Here is a 21,872-nt window from a genome sequence, read left to right as displayed (position 1 = left end):
TACCTGCAGTACGTCGTTGTGACAAGGGATACGCGTAACGCAGATATCGGACTTTTTGCGGAACCGTGAAGGAATAAGGCGCGATGAGGGGACGGCCGCCCCTCCGCGCCGACTCACCTCGACGCCCATCGGATGACCCGGTTGGCCATATCGATGCCGTGCGGGAAACGCCCCAGAAAATCCATGCCCAGAAGGCCGTTGTGGTCTGCGGGGTCCCCTTCGAAATCCAGAATGACCGTGTTGAAATCATCGATCCGGTGAGGGCCGACCTGGATGTAGTCCACCCGCGCCAGGTGGGTGTCGATCACCTTGCCGCCGGCTGTCCGTGCCTTTGCCTTCCGCATGCCCTGGATGTTCATGCCGTCGGTGACGCGGCGGTGGAGGGCGGTGATGCTGGCGCCGGTGTCCAGGAGCAGCACGGTCTCGACCTCCGTGCGGCCGCAGCCGATCGTCACCGGGACCAGGACCTGGTTGTTTTTGAGGGTGAACGGGGTTGCATCGCCCCGGTTCTTTTTCCCCGCGAGATAGGCTTCGCGCTCTTTCCGGTTGATCTCCATCACCTGAAGGAGGCGCGACTGGTTCTCCCGCTCCTTTTCCGCTTCCGCCATCTCCCGGGCCTCTCGAACCCTCTGCTGTTCGGCCGCGGGCAGGTGGTCGGTGCTTTCCCGGTAGGTTTTGAGGCCGCCCTGGGCGCTTTCGGGGATCTTCGACATGTCGTCGACAAAATGGACCTGCCCGTTTTTATCCGTATACTGGTAGAATTCCGCCCCGACCCAGCTTCCGGCGATCAAGGCAAAAAAGAACGCCGTCATGAACAGCCCCTGCCGCATACCCCCTCCCGTTTCTGAAAACCCTGAAGCGCCGCTTAAATCATATAATATATATTATCGACCGATCGGGACAAACATCCACAACCCGGCACCACAAACAGCCGCCAGCCAAAGGGCGACCCCGTCCATGCCAAAAAGGGGGACGAATACCAACCCGCCCAACATCGATCCCAGACATCCGCCGATGAGATCCGGCACCATCGAGGGGGGATATCCCAGCCTCCTGATCCCTTACACCAAAAGCCCCTGCAAATGCAACCAAACCCGACACCATGAAGCCGGCGGCGGAAAGAAGGCCTGCGACGCCCGCCGCACCGGTTCCGCCGCCTTTCCGGAGAAGGCCCGCCAGGACCAGTTCGAGCCGTCCGTCCCGGGCCGCTTGGACAATGGTCTGGGGCGGGACGATCGGCGTCGGAAAGTCCTCCGGGAGGGAGGTCAATTGATGGCATGATTTCCCCCGGAATGAGCCGGGGTGTCAAGCCTCCTACAACTGCTTCACCCGCATCATGTTGGTGGTGCCGGCGGCCCAGACGGGGTGTCCCGTGGTGATGACCACGAGGTCTCCCGGGGAGACGTTACCGGTCCCGATGGCCGAGACCGCTGCCTTTTCGATCCGCTCGTCCGTGTTGCTGGTCTCTTCCACGTAGCTCGGCATGCACCCCCAGAAAAGGGCGAGGCGCCGGATGGTCCGGGGCTCAGGCGAGAGGGCGATAAGGCGGCAGCCCGGCCGGAACCGGGAGATCTGCATGGCGGTGAAGCCCGATCGCGTCGTGGCCACGATGGCCGCGGCACTCAGGTGGTTGGCCAGCACGCACGAGGCGTGGGCCACGGATTCGGAGATGTCTTTCCGCGGCATCATGTCCAGGAACCGCTGGTGGGGGAAGTCGCTTTCGGCGCTCACCACGATGCGCACCATGAACCGGACCGCCTCCACCGGATAGTCGCCGCTGGCCGATTCCTCGGAGAGCATGATGGCGTCGGCCCCGTCCAGGACGGCGTTGGCGACGTCGGTGGCTTCGGCCCGGGTCGGTCGCGGCGCCTTGACCATGGAGCGGAGCATCTGGGTCGCGATGATCACCGGCTTCCCGCCCGAGTTGGCGGCCTTGACCAGCCGCTTCTGGATGCCCGGGACGTTTTCGAGGGGGATCTCCACGCCCAGGTCGCCCCGTGCCACCATGATGCCGTCGCACACCGCCATGATCTCGTCCATATTGGCGATGGCCTCGTGCTTCTCGATCTTGGCGATGACCGGGGTATCCTTTCCGGCGTGGGCGATGATCGCCTTCAGCTCCCGGATGTCTTCGGCCCGCCGGACGAACGAGAGGGCCACATAGTCCACGTCGTTTTCGAGTCCGAAGACGAGATCCGCCCGGTCCTTGTCCGTCAGGGCCTTGGCCTTGATCGTCCCGGTGGGGAGGTTGATCCCCTTGTGGGAGGTCAGGATGCCGCCCGTGATCACCTCGCAGCGGAGTTCGTGGGAAAGCGTCTCCTTCACCGAGAGTTCCATCATGCCGTCGGCAAGGAGGATGACGTCCCCCGGGCGGACCTCCCTGTGGAGGTCGGGGTAGGAGACCGAGACCCGGTCCGGGGTGCCCATGATGTCATGGCTGGTCAGATAAAAGGTCTGCCCCGGTTCGAGACGGACCCCCGGTTCGGGGACCTCGCCGACGCGGATCTTGGGGCCGCAGAGGTCCTGCAGAATGGCCACCGGCGTGTCGAGTTCCCTGGACAGGGCCCGGATGGTGCCGATCATCTGGCCGTGCTCCTCATGGGTGCCGTGGGAAAAATTGAGCCGGGCCACGCTCATGCCGCTCTCGATGAGCCGGCGGAGAATCTCGGGGGAGTTGCTTGCGGGCCCGATGGTGCAGATGATTTTGGTCTTGGGGATCACGATTTTCTCCTTTTTAGGTGGAAGACCGAAGGCTATAGGCTGAAGGTTGAAGGCCAAGAATGAACATTTTCCAAAATGGTCACCCCTGCGGTCTCTCCCTCTCGTCAATTGGATAACGTTTCAAACAAAGCAATTCAATGGCCCCGGCAGATTCGGATGATGACCGATTCCAGGAGCTGCCGGGGCGGGCCGCCCGAGGTCTTGAGCTTTACGTCGGTCTGCTGCAGATCGGCCAGGATGTCGATCAGCTCCGTCAGCTTGAAGCGCTCGGAATTCTTGAGCAGCAGGTAGATCGGGTAGGCGTTCTTTCCCTTGGGGGCGATGACAAGGTCGGTCATGGGGCCGGCAGCCCCACGCCGATTTTTCTTGCCGCCGTCCTGATCGGCTTTGGGATCGGCGCCGGGATCGCCCTCCGGAGCCTCGTCCCATTCGGCCAGAGACGACAGCAGCGCCTGGTCCCACTCCTGAATGGCGGGCATGACGGATCTCTGGAAATCATTGAAGCCCATGCCCTTGTGCCACGCCCTCCCGGGGGGGCTCACGCCGAAGCCCTTTGCCAGCAGCATCCGCCGCATGGCGTTGATCATGGCGGCCAGGATCTGCAGGGGAACGAGCCCCTCCTGGAGCAGGGCGTCGAGGTGGCGGAGGACGCCTTCGACATTCCGGTCGGACAGGGCGCCGGTCAGCTCGTAGACCGGGTCCTGCCGGGTTCGCGTCAGGACCTCACGGACGTCCGCCGCGGTGATGACCGGGGCCTCTCCCGAAAACTGGATCAGTTTTTCCAGGTTGGCCGTGAGGGTCCGGATATCGAAACCCGTCATCTCCGACATCAAGCGATAGGCGTCCTGCGCCATCTCCTTTCCGCTCCGTCCGAGGATGGACCGGGTGTGATCGGCAAGCAGGGCCTCCCTGGCCACGACATCCTGCCGCCCGCCGCCCATGGGCACCGAACAGTTCACGACGGCGCCCTTTTCCAGTATGGTCTTGTAGAGCCCTCGCCGCTTGTCGACCAGCTCCGTCGTGATCAAGAGATGGTTCCCGGCCGGAAACCCCTTTGCCGCCGCCTGCTGCAGCTCGCCGCACCGGTCGGCCGCGGGCGAAGGAGCCAGCCCCTTGTCGCGGCACCAGTCCAGAAGGGCCGTCACCCAGCCCCCGTCTCCCCAGAGATCCGGGTCGATCTTGACGCCTTTTTGTCCGGGGGCCAGTTGGGCCGCGTCCGCAAGGGAAAGCGAAAGCAGCCCCAGGGCCGCGGTGAAATGGCGGACGGCCTTCGGCACCTGGTCGTCTTCGAAGGCCTCCCGGGCTTTTTTAAGCAGGCCCTGGTGGTCTTCCCTGGAATAGAAGATCCGGGAATCGGGAAGGGCGATCACCCGGGTCCCGGAGAAGAGGGAAAAGGTGCTCACCCGCTCGATGGCCGCAGAGACATCGTCGTTGTCCACCGGGTCATAGCCGAAGGCCTTCTCGGGGCCGGGGAGCAGGCGGCCGATCAGGTCGGCGGCCGCTGCCCCGCAGAAGGCCTCCTCGCCAAAGATCAGCCAGACCTGCGGAAGGGCCGCCGGCGGCGTTTCCGCAAGATATGACCTGAAGCGGCTGCAGGGTATTTCAGGCATGGGTCGCCAATGCTCCCCGATCTCAGTCCGGCATCCGGTTGAGGACGATATGGAGGAGGAAGATGCCGACGCCCGTGGTGATGGCGCTGTCCGCCACGTTGAAGGCCGGCCAGTGGGCGGCGCCGATGTAGAAATCGAGAAAATCCACGACCTTTCCGAATCGGAAACGGTCAATGAGGTTGCCGACGGCGCCGCCGAAGATGAGGGCCAGCCCCGAGGCCAGCCAGGGATGGGTCCTGGGCGTCTGGTGATAAAAATAGAGAACCGCGAAGACCGCGACGGACGACATCACCAGAAACACCCCTTTTCGGACCCAGGGGGCCTGATCGGCCAGAAAGCCGAACGCGCCCCCGGGGTTCTGGATATGGGTGATGCTGAAAAATCCCGGGATCACCGGTATCGACTCGAACAGCGGCATGGCGTTCAGGATGACGGCCTTGGTGATCTGATCGAGGATGATGACGGCGCCGGCAATCAGAATAAGACGAAGATATTTGCGCGTATCGATGGCGATCCGCTCCTTTGAGGCCAGGGGGGGGTTCGCCCTGGGGCGTGATCTCGGGGGGGGCGGTGAGCAACGCGCCCCCCCGCGGGTTGCTTTAGAATGCCGTGATCTGCGACATGCAGCGGCCGCAGAGGGTGGGATGCCGGTCAACGGCGCCCACCGAAGGGTCATGCACCCAGCAGCGTTCGCATTTTTCGCCGGCCGCGGCCGACACGCCGATCGTGAGCCCCTCGATCTCCTGGCTGATAAAGCCCGAAGGGATCGGGTCTGCCGCGATCTCCGTCTTCGAAACGATGAAGATTGAGTGGAGGTCCGCTTCACAGGCCTGCAGCACCTCAAGGGTCTCCCCCCGGGCGCTCAGGGTGACCCGGGCATCCAGGGGATGGCCGATCTCCTTTTTGGCCCGCGACGCCTCGAGGGCCTTGGTGACCTCGCCGCGCACCAGGATCAGGCGCCGCCATTTTTCGGCCAGGGCCTCGTTTTCCCAGTCGGCGCCTGCTTCGGGCATGGCCGCCAGGTGAGCGCTCTCCTCCCGTCCGTCCGGGTCCGGCATATAGGTCCAGATCTCTTCGGCGGTAAAGGGGAGGATCGGCGCCATCAGGCGCACCATGGCGTCCAGGATGAGGTGCATGGCCGTCTGGGCGCTCCGCCGTTCGATAGAGGCGGGCGGCGAGGTGTAGAGGCGGTCTTTCAGGATGTCGAGGTAAAAGGCGGAAAGATCCACGGTGCAGAAGTTGTGCATGGCGTGATAGATGACATGGAACTCATAGGCGTCATAGGCCTTTCGGCCTTTTTTCACCAGCGCCTCCAGGGTGTGCAGGGCGTATTTGTCGATGTCCTGCATGGCCTCGTAGGGCACCGCGTCCCGCGCCGGAAGATAATCCGACAGGTTGCCCAGCATGAACCGGCAGGTGTTCCGGATGCGCCGGTAGGCATCGCTCAACTGCTTGAGGATGGTGTCGGAGATCCGGATGTCGTCCCGGTAGTCGGAGGCCGACACCCAGAGCCGCAGGATCTCGGCGCCATACTTGCCGATCACCTCCTTGGGCGCGACCACGTTCCCCACGGACTTGGACATCTTGCGGCCCTGCTCGTCGACGACGAACCCGTGGGTCAGCACGGCCTTGTAGGGGGCCGCATGCCGGTTGCCCACGGCCGTGAGAAGCGAGCTGTGAAACCATCCCCGGTGCTGATCGCTGCCCTCCAGGTAGAGGTCCGCCGGCCACGCGAGGTAGTCCCGGGCCTCCAGCACCGCGGCGTGGCTGACCCCCGAATCGAACCAGACGTCCAGGATGTCGGTCTCCTTGGTGAAGGCGCCGCCGCCGCATTTGCCGCAGGCGGTCCCCGGCGGGATCAGGTCCGCCGCGTCCCTTTCCAGCCAGACATCGGCCCCGTGTTCCCGGAAGAGGTTGTAAACATGGTCGACGGTTGCTTCATTGACCACCACCTCGCCGCAGCCGTCGCAGAAAAAGACGGTGATGGGCACGCCCCAGGCCCGCTGACGCGACACGCACCAGTCCGGCCGGTTTTCGATCATGCCGTAGATGCGCTCCCGCCCCCAGTTGGGAATCCACTGAACCCGGTCGATCTCCTCAAGGGACCGTTTTCTGAGCCCCGTCTTGTCCATGGAGATGAACCACTGGGGGGTGGCCCGGAAGATGACCGGCTGCTTGCACCGCCAGCAGTGGGGATAGGAATGCTTGATCTGCTCCTCCGCCAGGAGGGCGCCGTTCTGCCTGAGGGTCTGGTTGATCCCGGGATTGGCCTTGAAGACGAACTGCCCCGCGAACAGGCCCACCTCGTCGGTGAAGCAGCCCCGGTCATCCACAGGGGAATAGGCGTCCAAGCCGTATTTGAGACCCACCTCGTGGTCCTCCCGGCCGTGGCCGGGGGCGGTGTGAACGCATCCGGTGCCGGCCTCGAGGGTGACGTGCTCGCCCAGCACGACAAGGGACTCCCGGTCGTACAGGGGGTGCAGGCAGCGCTTCCGCTCCAGGTCCGCCGGGCGGACATCTGCGATCACCTTGTAATCTTCGATGCCGAAGCGCTTCATGCAGTCTTCGACCAGGGCCCTGGCCAGGATCAACGCCTCGCCCGTCCCCGCATCCACCGCCACGTAGTCGAACTCCGGATGGAGGGCGATGCCGAGGTTGGCGGGGAGGGTCCACGGCGTCGTGGTCCAGATGACGACGAAGACCCGTTTGCCTTTGAGGGCCGGATAGAGATCGCCGATGTCGTCCTTCATCAAAAACTTCACGAAGATGGACGGCGAAGGTTCGTCGCCGTATTCGATCTCGGCCTCGGCCAGGGCCGTCTGGCAACTGTTGCACCAGTAGATGGGCTTCTTGCTGTGAAAGAGGCTCCCCTCCAGGGCGAACCGCCCGCATTCCCTGGCGATAATGGCTTCGTATTCGTAGTTCATGGTGAGATAGGGGTTTTCCCACTCCCCCATGACGCCCAGGCGCTTGAACTCGTCCCGCTGGATATCGATATATTTTTCAGCATAGGCCCGGCAGAGCCTGCGGATCTCGACCTGGCTCATCTCTTCCTTGTTTTTCCTGCCTTTTTTCAGCTCCTTGTCCACGTTGTGTTCGATGGGAAGGCCGTGACAGTCCCAGCCGGGGACATAGGGGGCGTCAAATCCGCTCATCTGGCGCGATCGGACGATGATGTCCTTCAGGATCTTGTTCAGCGCGGTGCCGATATGGATATTCCCGTTGGCGTAGGGCGGGCCGTCATGGAGGATGAAGCGTTTTCTGCCTGAAGCGGCGGCCCGGATCTTCCGGTACAACCCCGATGCCTCCCATTTCTCCAGTTGTTCGGGTTCCTTTTGCGCCAGATTCGCCTTCATGGGGAATGGGGTGGAGGGTAGGTTAAGGGTTTTTTTAATGTCCATTGAATCCTCGCCTGGTTTCTGTTTGGAAGTGGTGTGTCGACTGGAATTGGAAAAACTAAACGGAAACGCAAAAGGTGTCAAGAGATTGTTCCGAATTCCACAAGGGCATTCTTCCATGATGATCGGCACGGCGGCCCCAAGTCTCCACCCATCCCGCCAAACTGAAGATTTCATGCGATTGCCCGGCCGCGGGGTTCTCAGTGCATATCCCCGCAGCGCCCGTCGCAACCCTCATGATGCGGATGGGGAGACGGCCCGTGGCCGCCGCAGCCGCACCCGCACGAGCACCCCGCGGCCATGTCCGCCATGGCGCGGATCACCTCCCGGCCCGAGGGCGCGGAGACCTGGTCGACCCGGACGTTGAAATGGACCGTCCCGTCGGGATCCTCAGGCGGCGGGAAAGGGCAAAGATGCTCAAAGAAGGCGTCGAAGTGCTCCCGCGCCACGGAAAAGGAAACGCGTGCCCCCGGAGAGGTCTCCGAGAGTTCGTACTCAAACGGGGTGATGCCTGATTTGCCGATGCCGTAGACAAAGGTCAGGGGCCGGGGGGCCGGGGTGAGGTCCATCCGGTCGGGTGAACGCCCGGCCTCCAGGGTCAGCGCGACTTTGGTCATGGGGGCCACTTTGGCCGATGTTTCCGTCATGGGGTGCTCCTTGGTCCATTAATGTCGAAAGTTTACCTAAACAGTGGATACGCTAAGGCAGAGACCTGAGAATTTCAAGGCAGGATTGATGGTCTCGTAAAAAGTCAATTTTCAGACGGTTTCGCAAAAAGTTCGAGATCAAGGCTTGCAAATCCCGAGGAATGAGGCGTACTTAAAGTACGCCGCAGTGACGAGGGATGCAGCATAACGCAGATATCGGGCTTTTTGCGGAACCGTCAGGATTCATTCCGATCAGGCATCTTCTTCCGCCTGCCGGATCTGATTCCACAGGGCCAGCGGATCCCCGATGCTCCGGATCGTTTTTTGCATTCCCGGTTTTTTGAGCAGCCCGGATATTCCCGCCAGGGCTCTTAAATGCATCGAGGTTTCGTTTTCAGGGACCCCAAGGCCCACGACGATGTCCACCGGACGATGATCGAAGGCGTCAAAAGGGATCCCCGCCTTGAGCCGGATCAGGACGATGACGAGATCGTCCAGTTCATCCGTCAGGGCGTGGGGAATGCCGATGCCTCCGCCGATGCCCGTGCTCATCAGCGCTTCCCGCTGCTTCAGCACCTGATATACCTTTTCAGGATCCCGGGCCGCGTTGTTTTTCATGAACGCCGCCGAAACAAACCGAAGCACGGCATCCTTGTCGGGCAGGGCCGCGCCCAGATAAATCCGGTCAGGCGGAAGATGTGCTGAGACCTTCATTTGCGCCCGCCTCAGACGTGGTTTCGCAGATGAAGTTCGATCGGGTGGGGGTTGAGATAGTATTGCTTTTTCAGGTAGGGTTCATCGTATTTGCGCACGAAGTGGTTGAGGAGGGTGACCGGCACGATGATGGGGAGATGGCCGTCTCGATAGAGCCCGATAATCTCCAAAAGCTCCTGCTTTTCATCCGGGGAGAGGTCCTTTTTGAAATACCCCAGGATATGCAGGAGGACATTGGCGTTCTTTTTCACCGTTGTTTTAAACCGCAAGGCCTCCCCGAGCAGGGTTTCGTATCGGCTGAATTTTTCAGCCGCGGAAAGGGAGGCGTCGGCCACGAGCTTGCCCATCCGGCGGTAATGCTCGGGGCTGTGGGCCATGAAAAGCATCTTGTGGCGGGTATGGAATTCCACGAGGGCGCCCGTTTTTTTTTCCCCGGCCAGCAGATCCCGGAGGCGTTTATACACAAAAATGCGCTCGATAAAGTGCTCGCGCAGCTTGGGGTCGTTGAGGCGGCCCTCATCCTCGACGGGGAGAAGGGGAAAATGGGCCATGAACAGGGCCGCGAAGATCCCCACCCCTTTTTTGAGGGGCATCCCTTTTTCGTTGTAGACCTTCACCCGCTCCATGCCGCTGCTGGGGGAGTCGCTCTTGAAGATGAAGCCGCACAGGTCTTCGCTTTCCAGATCTCTGATCCGACCTTGCGCCCAAGCGACCATCCGGTCCGTGTGGTCGACCTGGCTTTTGCGGGTGATGAGCCTCGGGTTTTCAGGCGTCCCGACCAGCCTCAGGGATTCCCGCGGGATGCTCATCCCGCATTCCACCTCCGGACAGACCGGGATGAAAGTCACATACTGCCCCAGGGTGTTCGTGATGAAGCGGTCGTGCTTGTGGCCGCCGTCATAGCGGACCGGATCCCCCAGAAGGCAGCGGCTGACGCCCAGCTTGATGGTCGCGGTCATGGCTTCTCCCTTGCGGTTGTTTTCAGTTCATCCGCCAGGGCGGCGGACAGGTGTCGGGGATCGCCGGGGTGAAGCGCCGGGGGCCTGAGGTCACCGGCTTTCCGACAGCGCGGGCAAGCCCCTTGAGCATTCCTTCGAAGACCCACTGGTGAGCGGGGTAAAGGGCATACCAATACATCAGCCCACCCAGCCCTTTGGGCACAAAGCGGGACAGAAAATCGATCTCCGTTTCGCCGTCGCGAGGGGTGATTCGGATTTCAAACAAGGCTTCCCCGGGAAGTTTCATCTCCGCTGACAGGAGCAGCCTGCGGCCGGGATCCAGCTCGAGGATCCGCCAGAAATCAAGGGCGTCGCCCACCCGGAGGTGCGTCGGATGCCGCCGCCCCCGACGGAGCCCCACGCCGCCCGCCCAGCCGTCGACCGCCCCCCGGAGCTGCCAGAGAAGATCGCCGAAGTACCATCCCGTGTCGCCGCCGATCCTTTCGACGGCCTCCCAGACCGCTTCCGCATCGGCCGCCACCCCGATGCGATACCCGCACTCCAGGATCGTGCCGCCCGTGTAATCCGCGTCCCCGCAGTAGGTCCATTCGGGCGGGATGAGGCATCCCGCGTCGGACCAGCAGGTTTCCACCTTTTCAGCGCGGACGCTCTCCATGGCCATGCGGATCGCCTCCCGGCAGGTGTAGCAATGTTGAGGGATGACGGCATGAATCCGGTCGTCGCCGCAGACCGACTCGTTCCGAAGCCCTTCGATGAGGGGCCGTGCCAGCGCCGCCGGCACCGGGGTCACCTGGTGGATGAGAAAGGCGCTGAAGCCCGGGGAGACGAAGGGCACCGGGATGATCCGCCGCCGGGGAAGACCGGCCTCCTCGGCGTAGATCTCGGCAAGGCGCCGGTAGGAAAGGACGTCCGGCCCCCCGATATCGAAGGTTTCGCCCAGAACCGCGTCCGTTTCGAGGCATCCCTTGAGGTAGAGAAGAACGTTTCGGATGGCGATGGGCTGATTGAGGGTCTGCACCCATTTTGGCGCGAGCATGACGGGAAGGCGCTCGACCGTGTACCTCAGGATCTCGAAGGAGGCGCTCCCGGCGCCCAGGATGGCCCCGGCGCGGAGGTCCGTGCAGGGGACGCTGCCGGAGTTGAGGATTTCCGCCACCTCTTTTCGGGACTGGAGGTGCTCGCTCAGGCGGTGGTGTTTCGCCTCCGCCAGGCCGCCCAGGTAGATGATGCGGTCCATCCCGCCATGGGCCGCGGCAGCAGCCATGTTGTGCGCGCCCTGACGGTCGGCCCGGGCAAAATCCCTGCCGGCGGCGACCATGGAATGGACGAGATAAAAGGCCGCGCGGCATCCCCGGGAGGCGTTTTGCATGGATTCAAGATCCTGGATGTCCCCCTGAACCATCTCGAACAGGGGGTGCTGGGCCCAGGACCGGGAGGCCAGTTTCGACAGGGATCGACCCATGGCCCGGACGCGGTACCCGGATTCCAGAAGGAGCGGCACCAGGCGGCCCCCGACATATCCGGTGGATCCGATGACAAGAACCGGTTTCTCTGATATCATAAGTTTTTTAAACTCGCTGTGATGAATGCCGGGATACCCACGACACGATCGGGCGACGGTGGAAGGCGGCTGTTGCACTTCCCGGCCGTTTTGTGAAATTATACCCTCTTCCCCCGGCAAATCAAGAAAATTCCGTGCGAGGGGCCTCCGGGTTTCCGGGAGAAACCGGTTGAAAGCGTCCGGTGCGGTTCATCTCCCAAGGGACGGTCGGGCCGCGTCGCCATCCCTCAGAAAGGTATCGGTTCATGAATATCCCCCAAGAGATGATCGCCCATTTGAATCGGAAACCCGCGGTCAGGGGCGGGTACGTGCTCTACTGGATGCAGCAGTCCCAGCGCGCCGAATACAATCCGGCCCTGGAGTATGCCGTCCAGGAGGCCAACCGGCTGGGCCTGCCCCCGGTGGTGGTCTTCGGGCTGACCACGCGCTACCCGGAAGCCAATCTCCGCCATTACGCCTTCATGCTGGAGGGACTGGCCGAAACCCGGGCCGTTCTGGCCGATCGGGGGATCCACATGGCGGTCTTGCGGGGTCATCCGCCCGAGGTGGCCCTGGCTGCCGGGAAAAACGCAGCCGCGATCATCTGCGACCGGGGCTATCTCCGGCATCAGCGGGAGTGGCGGCAGGAGGTGGCCCGGGGCGCGGACTGCCCCGTCATCCAGATCGAAGGAGACGCCGTGGTGCCGGTCGAGACCGCCTACCCCAAGGCCGCCTACAGCGCCCGGATCCTCCGCGCCAGGATCCAGGCCCTCATGGAGGAGGGGATGGTCCCGATTGACCCCGTTGCCGTGAAGGTGCCGTCAGCAGGGATGGGCAGGGGAGGGCCGGACATGGAGGGCATCGCCCTCCATCCCCTGGCGGATCTCCTGAAATCCCTGGAATTCGACGGCGAACCGGTGGCGCCAAGTCCGTTTTTCACCGGCGGCACCACCCGGGCCAAGCAGCGCTTCGATACATTTCTCGAAAACAACCTGGCCGTCTACGACCGCCATTCCAACCAGCCGCAATTGGACGACGTCTCCCGCATGGGCCCTTACCTTCACTTCGGACAGATCTCTCCCCTGTGGCTCGCCCTCCGGATCCAGGCCCTCCGGAAGGATTGCCCCGAGGGTGCCACGGCCTATCTCGAGGAGCTTGTCGTCCGGCGGGAGCTTTCGTTCAACTACGTCTTCTACACGGAGGGATACGACCGGTTCGAGGCCCTGCCGCCATGGGCACGGAAGACCCTTCTGGAACACCGGGGGGACGAACGCCCCGAGATTTACAGCCCCGCGGAACTGGAGCGGGCCGAAACCCACGACCCCTACTGGAACGCGGCCATGAAAGAGATGGTGCATACGGGCTTCATGCACAACTACATGCGGATGTACTGGGGGAAAAAGGTGCTGGAATGGAGCGAGAGCCCCGAAGCCGCATTCCGGCGGCTTCTGCGGCTCAACAACAGATACTTCATCGACGGCCGGGACCCCAACTCCTATGCCGGCGTCGCCTGGATTTTCGGGCTCCACGACCGGGCCTGGAAGGAGCGGCCGATCTTCGGAAAGATCCGGTATATGGCCGCCTCGGGTTTGGAGCGGAAATGCGACATCCGCGCCTATGTCCGGCGGATCGAGGGGTTGATCTCCGCCAAGACCCCGCCTCATGCAAGCCCGTGACGGATCACGGACGAGGGTGAAAGCAGGCTTCACGGCGTTCCGATGGACGAAAATGCCTGCCGCCGTTGCCCCCGGCGGCTCCGAAGGGTGCTGCCGGGGGCATGGCCGGCGCGGCTACTGGGTTGGATCGCCCGAATTTTCCTCCGAATGGGTCGGACCGGGTTCAACTTCTATCGGCTTCGGTGTTTCGGGCTTCCCGGTTTCGATCATGGGAAGACGCCGCTGAATTCTCTCGGTGCGGATCGCGAGCATCTGCCGCAGTGCCGCGATGCTCTCCTCGATGGTTCGCTCCATGGCCACCAGTTCGCCCTGGCTGACGATGATCCGTTGAAGCTCCGGTATCTTGGGGCCTCTTGCGGAGAACATGTAGACCGGCTGGATGTAGAGGATCACATCCTTCACGGGCAGGAGCACCATGCGGCCAAACTTCACCTGGGACCCGGCCTGGTCCCAGAGGCTGATCTGCTGGGCGATGACGCTGTTCTGGTTGATCAGGGCCTCGATCTGGGAGGGGCCGTTGACCTGCTGGCCCCTCGGGAAGCTGTAGACGACCATCTCGCCGTAGTTGTGGGGGTCGCAGCCCACGGTCACGAGGGCCCGGAGATTGTCGCGTCCGGTGGGGCTCATGGGGCTCACCAGCATGAAGCTCTTGGCATCCTTTTCCTTGAAGCTGGTGGTCAGGTAGTAGGGTTTCACCGGTCCGGTGCTGCCTTTGGCGAAGTCCCACGTGTCCTCATCCTGATAAAACTGCTCCGGGTTCTGCTGGTGGTATTTGGCGTAGATGGCCATCTGCACGGAGAAAAGATCCTTGGGATAGCGCAGGTGCCGGCGCAGGAGCTCCGGCATCTCCTCCATGGGTTTCAGAAGGCCGGGGTAGATCCGTCTGTAGGCGTTGACGATGGGGTCCCCGGGATCGGCCAGGTAATACTGGACGGTGCCGTTGTAGGCGTCGATGACGATCTTCACGGAATTTCGGATGTAGTTGAACTCCGTGCCGTAGAAGGCCGCATTGGGATCGCTGGCCCGGTAGGCGTGGGAATTGGGGAAATAGGGGGATGTCGTGTAGGCGTCCATGATCCAGAACAGCCCGTCGGGCGTGGCCACGATGTATGGGTCTTTGTCCAGCGTGAAATAGGGCGTAATCAGCTCCGCCGCCTCCACGATGTTCCTGCGGAAAAGGATGCGGCTCTTGGATGTCGTCTTGGTGCTGAAAAAGAGGTTCCTGTCTTTGAAGTAGACGGAAAACAGGAGCTTTCGGAGCAGGGAGCTGATGGGGACGCCTCCGCGCCCCGCATAGTTGACGATGACATCCTCCCCGCCCCTGGGGTGATCGATTTCACCGATTCCGTTGGGGGCGACGGCATAGCCCGGACGGCTTTCGCCGTAGTATATTCTCGGCTCCCGGACGGTAACCCCGAAGACGGACTGCATGGGAATGTCGCGCACGAACCATGTCATGGGTTCCTCTCCGCCCTGTGCCGCCGGGGTCATGACCACGCCGTACCCGTGGGTGTACTGGAGGTGGCGGTTGATCCAGTTCTGGGCTGCATCCGGAAGGTCGTCCAGGTTGATCTCGCGGGCGCCGATGTTGACCTGCTGGTAGACCCCCGCCACGGTGTACCGGTCCTCGTCCACGTTGGGAAAGGCATAGTAGGTCCGGAAGCTCTGGAGCTGACGGTAGACGTCCTCCAGGAGTTCCCGGTCCCAGACCGGAATGTTGGAGAACCCCTTCTGCGCGGTCGGATCCTCGCCCAGGTCGTGGCTTTGGCCGATGGGCAGATAATCCGTCTTGACCTTATGCAGATTATAGCCTTTCAAGGTCGAGGCGATGCTGGATTCAATGAACGGTTTTTCCCGGGTCACCTCGTTGGGCTTGACGATATACTTGTCCACCGTTTCATGCATGGATTCCGTGTTGTAAAGACCCAGAAAGATGAGGAAGAATGCGCCGAAAACCACGGTCGTCTTGATGAACTTCCGCTTGAAAAAAACCATGACCGAAAAAAGGGCCGTTCCGAGAAAGGTGAAGGCCGTGAGCAATATCAGCGGAATGTCGATCCGGCTTTCGATAAATCCAGGCCCGTAAAAGAGCGGCTCGTGGTTCTCGATATACTGCAGCTCGATGATGCCCAGCAGAAACCCCCAGGTCTGAAGCAGCACGACGATGAGGGCGATGATGGTCAGGTGAACCCTGGCCCCCATGGGGATGGTCTCCTCCACCCGGCAGAGAAGGCGGTTTTCGACAAAATAGAGGAGAAGAATAAACGCGAACAGCAGGATGAAGACCAGCATGAGCTGGGACTGGATAAACTGGTAGATCGGATACCCAAACAGGAAAAAACTGGCGTCAAGGCCGAGGTCGACGTCGCGAAAGCCGGCCGAGGAGCCCAAGAAAAAGAGGAGTCCCTGCTCCCAGCGCTCGTAGAAGGGAATGGAGACGGGAAAGGCCAGAAGCATGGAGATGGGCGTATAGACCTTCATGGACCCGCTCTGGATCAGCTTCATCAAGCGCCGGGTCTTCCGTTCGTTTTCGGCGGTTTCGGGCAACACGCAGGAATCCGGGGAAAGGCCCAGGTATCGCGAGGCGATCCAGAAATTAAAGAAGAAGATGGAGAAGAAGACCAGCGTAACGGCCGCGAAAATCAGATACCGATAGAAGAGCCGCAGGAGATAGTATCCCTTGAGGCTCTGGGAGTCGAACCACCAGAGGTTGACAAAGAAATCGAGGAAAACGAACGTAAATATGACATAGATCACCGAAAGCACGATGATCGCGGCAATCCCTAAGATCAGCCACCGCACCCACTTCTGCATCTTTTCCTCCTGTATCCACATGGAGCATCGACGCCGCGGCCCGCTCGGGCCTGCGACGGTCATGGAACGTCAGTGATTCGGGGCTCACCGTATCAAAGGCATCCGCCATTTTCAAGAGAATCTTACCGGTTTCGCAGAGTCAACAGAAGAGCCAAACCGCCCGTGATCATGAAAATTTTTCCGGCAGGTCCGCCGCCGTCGGTCCCGAAAAGGATGGCGCCCGAGATCAGGAGACCCGCTGCCAGCACCCGGCCGCCCAGGCGATCCACCGATCGCCTTACCCCGTCCGCCATGTTTCGGGCTTCCGCCGAAGGCGCCACGCGGATGGTTGTCTGCCCGCGCCGGAGCCGGCCCATCAATTCGTCCGCCCGCCCGGGCAGCCGGGCCAGGGAGGCAAGGGTTTCCGGGACGGAAAAGAGGTCTCCTGCGAACGCCGATGCGGCATAGCGACGGGCGTAGGGGATCGTCTTGGACCATACGTCGAAGTCGGGGTCGAGATGGGCGGCCATGCCCGACAGGATGCCGACGGCCCGCACGACGAAAAGCATGTCCGCCTGGAACTGGAACGGCGCATTCCGGATCACGTCCCCGTATTCCCGAAGGAAATGACGGGCTTCCGCCAGGGCGGTTTCCCGCAGCCGGCCGGCCTGAATGCCCCAGAAGCGCTCCAGCAGGGCCTCATGGACCTCCTCCAGCCGCGTCAGGTCGGCATCGGGCAGCAGTGTTCCGGCCTTCAGGCAGGCGGCGACAATCCGGTGGGCATCCCGGGTCCCGAGGCCCACGGCATACTCCCGAAGGGCGGACTGGAGCCGGTCCGGGATGGCGGTCATCATCCCGAAATCCACAAAGACGATCTGGAACGGACGGTCCGGCCCAAAGGGCACCGGATCGCCGGGCGCAAACGCCGTGACGCCCCTGCCGGATTCTTCCGGCAGGGGCAGGGGGCGGACAAAGAGGTTGCCGGGGTGGGGGTCCACATGGACGAAATGGGTTTCGAACACCTGCCGCATGTAGAGGGCGTAAAGCCGGTCGGCCACCCGCTCCGGCGCGATCCCGGCCCGCTTCAACGCCCCGGCGTCGCCGATCTTCAGGAAGCCGACATCCTCCATCGTCAGGGTCCCGCGGGCGGAATACGCCCAGAATATCCGTGGAATACAGACCCCCGCATCCTCCGCGAAATCCCGGGCCAGACGCTCGGCGTTCCTCCCCTCGGCGGAAAAATCGAGCTCCCTCCGGGTGATGGTGCTGAATTCCCGGTAGAGCCAGTCCGGATCGACCCGCCTCCGGATGGGTTCGTACCATGCAAGCCAGGCGAGGGCCGTCCTGACGGCCGCAAGGTCGGTCTCCACCCGCTGCTCGATGCCGGGCCGCAGCACCTTGATCACGGCCGCCTCCCCGGTTTTCAGGCGGACCGGGTGGACCTGGGCAAGGGAGGCCGAACCGGCCGCGGTCGGATCGATCCATTCGAAAACCTCATGGGCCGGCCTGCCGAAATCGGCCGCGATCCGGGCCAGGATCCGTTCAAAGGGCTCGGGCGGCACCTCATCCTGGAGATCCGAGAGCAGGGCGGTGATGTCCATGGGCAGGATGTCCACGCGGATGCTCAGGAACTGGCCGAGCTTGATCATCACGCCCCCCATCTCCACCGCCAGGACGCGGAACTGCCGGGCGACCTCCTTCCACCTTTCTGAGGGATCCGGGCGGAACCGCGCAAGCACGGGGCGGTTGAACAGGATATCCCACCAGAGGGTCTTGAGCAGAACCTTGAAAAAGAACCGCCGGACCCTGCGATACCGCCTTGGATCGATGTCACCGGCCACGGACCGCGGCCTTTCGGTTTACTTGATTCGTCATGTGGGGCAATGCTTTCCGCTTTCGACAGCCTTCCGATGGCCTCTGGCGAGCCAGTCGAGCAGCCTGCTGATCCAGCTTTTCGGGGCGTCGTTCTCCCTGGATGCCGCGGTACCTTTTTCTTTCATGCGGATCTCCTCTTATCGCTTCACGGACTGGGCGTACATCTGGGCCATGCACGCCTGGGAAAGGGCCCGGGCCGCGGCGTCCAACTGGTACTCCGACAGGTAAATGTGGGGCGAGAAGCGGATCCGGCCCAGGCGTTCGGCCGCGATCACCTTGTGGGATTCAAGCCGCTTGACCATTGACCCGGAGTCCACCCCCGGTTTTTCGCAGACCACGATGCCGGTGGGGTGATCCGGAAACCGATCCGAGAGCACCGAAAAACCGATGTTCCGCAGCCGCTGCTTCAGGTATTCGGCCAGCTCGAAGATCCGTTCCCGCACCCTGTCGAAGCCGATCCGGGTCAGGTATTCGAGGGAGGCCAGGAGATAGACCCAGTCGCCGATGCTGGGGGTGGAGAAGGTGAACCGGTCCGCCGTCGGCTTGAGTTCGCTCCTGTAGGGCAGGTACACCTCGTCCATGACCACCGACTCCGTTCCGACAAAGACGGGATCGAGGGTTTTCAAGCGGTTCTCGGCAACATAGAGGACCCCCATCCCCAGCGGCCCCATGAGCCATTTCCATGCGGAAAAGGCCATGAAATCGATCTTCATCCCCTTGACGTCCATGGGCTGCATGCCGACGCCCTGGGCCCCGTCCACCGCAAAGAGGATATCCCGCTCGCGGCAGAGCTCCCCGATCCGCGCCAGGGGCAGGGGCATCCCCGTGCACCAGTGGACGGCGGAGAGGGCGACAAGCCGGGTCCGATCCGTCACCAGGGCGCTCAGCCCTTCAAAGAAGCCGTCGGGGGTCGTGGCCGCAGGCGCCGTCAGGAGTTTTACCCCCTTTTCCGCCCAGTGGCGCCAGGGGTAGACATTGCTGGGGTATTCATTTTCGAGCAGGATGATCTCGCTGCCCCGTTCGAACCGCAGGCCCCGGGAGACGACATTCATCCCTTCGGCCGTGTTGTGAATCAGGCAGAGTTCGCCCGGGGCGCACCCCAGGAGCGGCGACAGGATCTCCTTGATCCGGTGCCTGACCCGGCCGTAGTCGGCGCTTTCGGCCCGGGCGCCGTTTTTCGCATAATCGGTCATGAACCGGTTGACCGCTTCGAGAACGTGGGCGCCGGCGGGGGTGATGCCGCAGTTGTTGAGCCATACCATCTCCCGGTTGATGGGGAAACGGCCGTAAACTTCATGCCAGTCCATGGGCACTCCTGAATTTAACAAAATTCTAATATTGTTCCATAATCTTATATGATATGGTAAGCGGATCAAATGCGCAATCTTTTAATGCAGGGGCTTCCGGAAGCCGGCGGCCCGAAGCCGGGGCCTGAAACCGTCGGGCCGGGGGGAAACGCGACACATGACACCCATGGAACGGATTCTCGTCGTGGATGACGAGGAGGACATCCTCGAACTGGTTCGATACAATCTGGCCCGGGAGGGCTTTGAAGTGATCTGCGCCGACACGGGCGAAAAGGCCCTCAAGCTCGCGTCCGATGCCGTTCCTGATCTGATCGTGCTCGACCTGATGCTTCCCGGGATCAACGGCATCGAAGTGGCGAAGATCCTGAAAAACGCCGACAAGACCCGCCATGTTCCCATCATCATGCTGACGGCCCGGGGGGAAGAGGCCGACGTCGTTCTGGGCCTCGAGGTCGGCGCCGACGACTATGTCACCAAACCCTTCAGCCCCCGGATTCTGAATGCCCGGGTACGGGCGGTCATCCGCCGGGCCGCGGCGGAGCCGACGGACGAGTCTTCCGTCCTCCGCATCCAGGAACTCTCCATCGACCCCGGCAGGCGCAAGACGACCGTGCGGGGCGAGGAGGTCGACCTCTCCTTCACGGAATTCCAGATTCTCCTCTTCCTGAGCCGGCGGCCCGGATGGGTTTTCACCCGCTCCCAGATCGTCGACGCCGTTCGCGGGGACAATTACCCGGTCACCGACCGGAGCGTGGACGTCCAGATCGTCGGGCTCCGCAAGAAGCTGGGCGCCTGCGGAAGCTATATCCAGACGGTCCGGGGCGTCGGCTACCGGTTTAAGGAACTCTCATGAAAAAACCCAAGCCCCTCTTCTGGCATATTTATCCCTCCTACCTCATCGTCATCCTGGCCTCGCTCATGGTGGTCAGCCTCTCCGCCTCGGTCGCCATGAAGGGATACTACCACGAACAGATGACCCTGGGGCTTCAGGCCCAGGCGAACCTGCTTCAGGAATCGGTGCTGCAACATCTGTCGCCGCTGAATGAGGCCGCCCTCGACGCACTCTGCAAAGCCGCCGGCCGGCGCGTCGGGACCCGGATCACCATCGTGCTCCCCACGGGACGCGTGGTGGCGGACTCCCAGGAATCCCCGGGCCAGATGGAGACGCATTCCGGCAGGCCCGAGATTCACAAGGCCCTGTTCGGCGAACCCGGCCAGTCGATGCGATACAGCAGCACCCTGTCCAGATCCATGATGTACGTCGCGGTGCCGGTCCAGGAGCGGGGAAGGACCCTGGCGGCGATCCGCACCGCCATCCCCCTGGATGAAATCGACCGGAAGCTCGGGGCCATCCAGAAGCAGATCGTCGGGGCGGGCCTCGTGGTGGCACTGATGGCGGCCCTGGTGAGCTATGTTGTCGCGCGCCGGATCGCCCGCCCCATTGAAGAGGTCCGCAAGGGCGCCGAGCGATTCGCAACAGGGGACCTGACCTACGCCATTCCGCCCCCGAAATCGAGGGAGATGGTCCTGCTGGTCGGCGCCCTGACCCAGATGGCGTCGGACCTCAACGAGCGCATCCATACCGTGGACCGCCAGCGCGATGAACTCGAAGCGGTCCTGACGAGCATGCAGGAGGGCGTCATCGCCCTCAACATGGACGAGCACCTGATCAAGGTCAACCAGGCCGCCGCCGACATGTTCAAATTCAAGCCGGGCGCCGCCATCGGCCGCACCATCCAGGAGGTCATCCGGAACCCGCAGCTCCATCGCTTCGTCCAGGAGGCCCTGACCGGCGAGGGGGATGCCGAGGGGGAGATCCACCTCTACCAGGAGGAGGAGCGGATCCTGGGCACCCATTCCTCCCCCCTCCGGGAGCCCAACGGCCGGCGGATCGGCACCCTCATCGTCTTTCACGACATCACCCGCCTCCGCCGCCTCGAAACCATGCGCCGGGAATTCGCCGCCAACGTCTCTCACGAGATCAAGACGCCGCTCACGGCCATCAAGGGGTTCGTCGAAACCCTTCTTGGCGGGGCGCTGGAGAAGCCGGAGGAGGCCCGGCGATTTCTTATGATCATCGAAAACCATGCCAACCGCCTGGCCGCCATCATCGAGGACCTGATGAAGCTGGCCGAGATCGAGCAGAAGGGGCAGAACCGGAGCATCGGTCTGCGGCGTGAAGCGCTCAAACCGGTGATCAGCGGCGCCATCGAGGTCCTGCGGGGCCATGCCGACGAGAAAAACATCGCCATCCGGCTGGAATGCGACGAGGCCCTCCAGGCCGAGATCAACGCCCATTTTCTGGAGCAGGCCGTGGTCAACCTCGTGGAGAACGCCGTCAAATACAGCGGCCAGGGCAGCACCATCCGCGTACGGGCCGGGCAGGCGGGGCAGGAAGTCGAAATCCGCATCGAGGACGAGGGCATCGGCATCCCGGGGTCTCACCTGCCGCGCCTGTTCGAGCGGTTCTACCGGGTCGACAAGTCCCGCAGCCGAAAAGAGGGGGGCACGGGCCTGGGCCTGGCCATCGTCAAGCACATCATCCAGGCCCACGGCGGCAAAATCGATGTCGACAGCACCGTCGGCAGGGGCAGCACCTTCCTCATCCGGCTGCCGACCGCTTCGGCCTGAA

The 21,872-nt window shown here is 62.5% G+C and carries 17 protein-coding genes; 4 read left to right on the top strand and 13 right to left on the bottom strand.

Annotated features, from left to right (window positions below; genetic code table 11):
* Nucleotides 1-113: 113 nt before the first annotated feature.
* Complete coding sequence (locus ACEW8N_RS17810) at nucleotides 114-830, bottom strand: aspartyl protease family protein (RefSeq protein ID WP_373501203.1); 717 nt, start codon at nucleotides 828-830, stop codon at nucleotides 114-116.
* A gap of 127 nt (nucleotides 831-957) precedes the next feature.
* Between ACEW8N_RS17810 and ACEW8N_RS17805 the strand changes: the two genes are divergently transcribed.
* Nucleotides 958-1,281, top strand: coding sequence for a hypothetical protein (locus ACEW8N_RS17805; protein ID WP_373501202.1), 324 nt, complete (start codon nucleotides 958-960; stop codon nucleotides 1,279-1,281).
* Between the two features lie 33 nt (nucleotides 1,282-1,314).
* Here the strand turns inward: ACEW8N_RS17805 and pyk are convergent, their stop codons facing one another.
* The 8 genes from pyk to ACEW8N_RS17765 form a co-directional block, all read right to left on the bottom strand.
* Nucleotides 1,315-2,721: a pyruvate kinase gene (pyk, locus tag ACEW8N_RS17800; protein ID WP_373501201.1), complete on the bottom strand. Its 1,407-nt coding sequence runs from the start codon at nucleotides 2,719-2,721 to the stop codon at nucleotides 1,315-1,317.
* Between the two features lie 134 nt (nucleotides 2,722-2,855).
* Complete coding sequence (gene holA / locus ACEW8N_RS17795) at nucleotides 2,856-4,331, bottom strand: DNA polymerase III subunit delta (protein ID WP_373501200.1); 1,476 nt, start codon at nucleotides 4,329-4,331, stop codon at nucleotides 2,856-2,858.
* Nucleotides 4,332-4,353: 22 nt separating this feature from the next.
* Nucleotides 4,354-4,839, bottom strand: a complete 486-nt coding sequence (gene lspA, locus ACEW8N_RS17790; protein WP_373501227.1) for a signal peptidase II — start codon at nucleotides 4,837-4,839, stop codon at nucleotides 4,354-4,356.
* A gap of 91 nt (nucleotides 4,840-4,930) precedes the next feature.
* Nucleotides 4,931-7,732 (bottom strand): isoleucine--tRNA ligase, encoded by a 2,802-nt coding sequence (gene ileS / locus ACEW8N_RS17785; protein ID WP_373501199.1) that lies wholly within the window; start codon nucleotides 7,730-7,732, stop codon nucleotides 4,931-4,933.
* Between the two features lie 197 nt (nucleotides 7,733-7,929).
* The gene (locus ACEW8N_RS17780) at nucleotides 7,930-8,376 is read right to left on the bottom strand and encodes a hypothetical protein (RefSeq protein ID WP_373501198.1); all 447 of its coding nucleotides are present in this window, start codon (nucleotides 8,374-8,376) and stop codon (nucleotides 7,930-7,932) included.
* 252 nt (nucleotides 8,377-8,628) lie between these two features.
* Nucleotides 8,629-9,090: a PTS sugar transporter subunit IIA gene (locus ACEW8N_RS17775; RefSeq protein ID WP_373501197.1), complete on the bottom strand. Its 462-nt coding sequence runs from the start codon at nucleotides 9,088-9,090 to the stop codon at nucleotides 8,629-8,631.
* An 11-nt stretch (nucleotides 9,091-9,101) separates the two neighbouring features.
* Nucleotides 9,102-10,049, bottom strand: a complete 948-nt coding sequence (locus ACEW8N_RS17770) for a YbgA family protein (protein ID WP_373501196.1) — start codon at nucleotides 10,047-10,049, stop codon at nucleotides 9,102-9,104.
* A 22-nt stretch (nucleotides 10,050-10,071) separates the two neighbouring features.
* Nucleotides 10,072-11,610, bottom strand: coding sequence for a DUF2867 domain-containing protein (locus ACEW8N_RS17765; RefSeq protein WP_373501195.1), 1,539 nt, complete (start codon nucleotides 11,608-11,610; stop codon nucleotides 10,072-10,074).
* Nucleotides 11,611-11,855: 245 nt separating this feature from the next.
* Between ACEW8N_RS17765 and ACEW8N_RS17760 the strand changes: the two genes are divergently transcribed.
* Nucleotides 11,856-13,265, top strand: coding sequence for a deoxyribodipyrimidine photo-lyase (locus ACEW8N_RS17760; RefSeq protein ID WP_373501194.1), 1,410 nt, complete (start codon nucleotides 11,856-11,858; stop codon nucleotides 13,263-13,265).
* Nucleotides 13,266-13,379: 114 nt separating this feature from the next.
* Here ACEW8N_RS17760 and ACEW8N_RS17755 read toward each other — a convergent pair whose 3' ends face one another.
* From ACEW8N_RS17755 to ACEW8N_RS17740, 4 genes are all read right to left on the bottom strand, one after another.
* Entirely contained in the window at nucleotides 13,380-16,079 is a 2,700-nt protein-coding gene (locus tag ACEW8N_RS17755) for a UPF0182 family protein (RefSeq protein ID WP_373501193.1), read from the bottom strand.
* Between the two features lie 122 nt (nucleotides 16,080-16,201).
* On the bottom strand, nucleotides 16,202-17,899 hold the full coding sequence (locus tag ACEW8N_RS17750) for an ABC1 kinase family protein (RefSeq protein WP_373501192.1): 1,698 nt from the start codon (nucleotides 17,897-17,899) through the stop codon (nucleotides 16,202-16,204).
* Between the two features lie 30 nt (nucleotides 17,900-17,929).
* The gene (locus ACEW8N_RS17745) at nucleotides 17,930-18,058 is read right to left on the bottom strand and encodes a hypothetical protein (RefSeq protein ID WP_373501191.1); all 129 of its coding nucleotides are present in this window, start codon (nucleotides 18,056-18,058) and stop codon (nucleotides 17,930-17,932) included.
* A 12-nt stretch (nucleotides 18,059-18,070) separates the two neighbouring features.
* A complete protein-coding gene (locus ACEW8N_RS17740; protein WP_373501190.1) occupies nucleotides 18,071-19,240 on the bottom strand; it encodes an aminotransferase class V-fold PLP-dependent enzyme in 1,170 nt (389 codons plus the stop codon).
* A 157-nt stretch (nucleotides 19,241-19,397) separates the two neighbouring features.
* On the opposite strand from ACEW8N_RS17740, the gene ACEW8N_RS17735 reads away from it, so the two are divergent.
* Complete coding sequence (locus tag ACEW8N_RS17735) at nucleotides 19,398-20,093, top strand: response regulator (protein WP_373501189.1); 696 nt, start codon at nucleotides 19,398-19,400, stop codon at nucleotides 20,091-20,093.
* On the top strand, nucleotides 20,090-21,871 hold the full coding sequence (locus ACEW8N_RS17730) for an ATP-binding protein (RefSeq protein ID WP_373501188.1): 1,782 nt from the start codon (nucleotides 20,090-20,092) through the stop codon (nucleotides 21,869-21,871). Before ACEW8N_RS17735 ends, ACEW8N_RS17730 begins: the two co-directional genes overlap by 4 nt.
* Nucleotide 21,872: the final 1 nt, after the last annotated feature.

Source organism: Desulfococcus sp. (genome assembly GCF_041737845.1).
In the GTDB taxonomy this organism is placed as follows: domain Bacteria; phylum Desulfobacterota; class Desulfobacteria; order Desulfobacterales; family Desulfococcaceae; genus Desulfococcus.
The sequence above is the reverse complement of the archived record's forward strand: the minus strand, read 5'-3'. Positions and strand labels throughout refer to the sequence as shown.

What these genes read in the sequence shown, in the direction of transcription:
- ACEW8N_RS17810 (WP_373501203.1), bottom strand. Translation starts at nt 830, where the DNA reads ATGCGGCAGGGGCTGTTCATGACGGCGTTCTTTTTTGCCTTGATCGCC.
- ACEW8N_RS17805 (WP_373501202.1), top strand. Translation starts at nt 958, where the DNA reads ATGCCAAAAAGGGGGACGAATACCAACCCGCCCAACATCGATCCCAGA.
- holA (WP_373501200.1), bottom strand. Translation starts at nt 4,331, where the DNA reads ATGCCTGAAATACCCTGCAGCCGCTTCAGGTCATATCTTGCGGAAACG.
- ileS (WP_373501199.1), bottom strand. Translation starts at nt 7,732, where the DNA reads ATGGACATTAAAAAAACCCTTAACCTACCCTCCACCCCATTCCCCATG.
- ACEW8N_RS17780 (WP_373501198.1), bottom strand. Translation starts at nt 8,376, where the DNA reads ATGACGGAAACATCGGCCAAAGTGGCCCCCATGACCAAAGTCGCGCTG.
- ACEW8N_RS17775 (WP_373501197.1), bottom strand. Translation starts at nt 9,090, where the DNA reads ATGAAGGTCTCAGCACATCTTCCGCCTGACCGGATTTATCTGGGCGCG.
- ACEW8N_RS17770 (WP_373501196.1), bottom strand. Translation starts at nt 10,049, where the DNA reads ATGACCGCGACCATCAAGCTGGGCGTCAGCCGCTGCCTTCTGGGGGAT.
- ACEW8N_RS17765 (WP_373501195.1), bottom strand. Translation starts at nt 11,610, where the DNA reads ATGATATCAGAGAAACCGGTTCTTGTCATCGGATCCACCGGATATGTC.
- ACEW8N_RS17760 (WP_373501194.1), top strand. Translation starts at nt 11,856, where the DNA reads ATGAATATCCCCCAAGAGATGATCGCCCATTTGAATCGGAAACCCGCG.
- ACEW8N_RS17755 (WP_373501193.1), bottom strand. Translation starts at nt 16,079, where the DNA reads ATGCAGAAGTGGGTGCGGTGGCTGATCTTAGGGATTGCCGCGATCATC.
- ACEW8N_RS17745 (WP_373501191.1), bottom strand. Translation starts at nt 18,058, where the DNA reads ATGAAAGAAAAAGGTACCGCGGCATCCAGGGAGAACGACGCCCCGAAA.
- ACEW8N_RS17740 (WP_373501190.1), bottom strand. Translation starts at nt 19,240, where the DNA reads ATGGACTGGCATGAAGTTTACGGCCGTTTCCCCATCAACCGGGAGATG.
- ACEW8N_RS17735 (WP_373501189.1), top strand. Translation starts at nt 19,398, where the DNA reads ATGACACCCATGGAACGGATTCTCGTCGTGGATGACGAGGAGGACATC.
- ACEW8N_RS17730 (WP_373501188.1), top strand. Translation starts at nt 20,090, where the DNA reads ATGAAAAAACCCAAGCCCCTCTTCTGGCATATTTATCCCTCCTACCTC.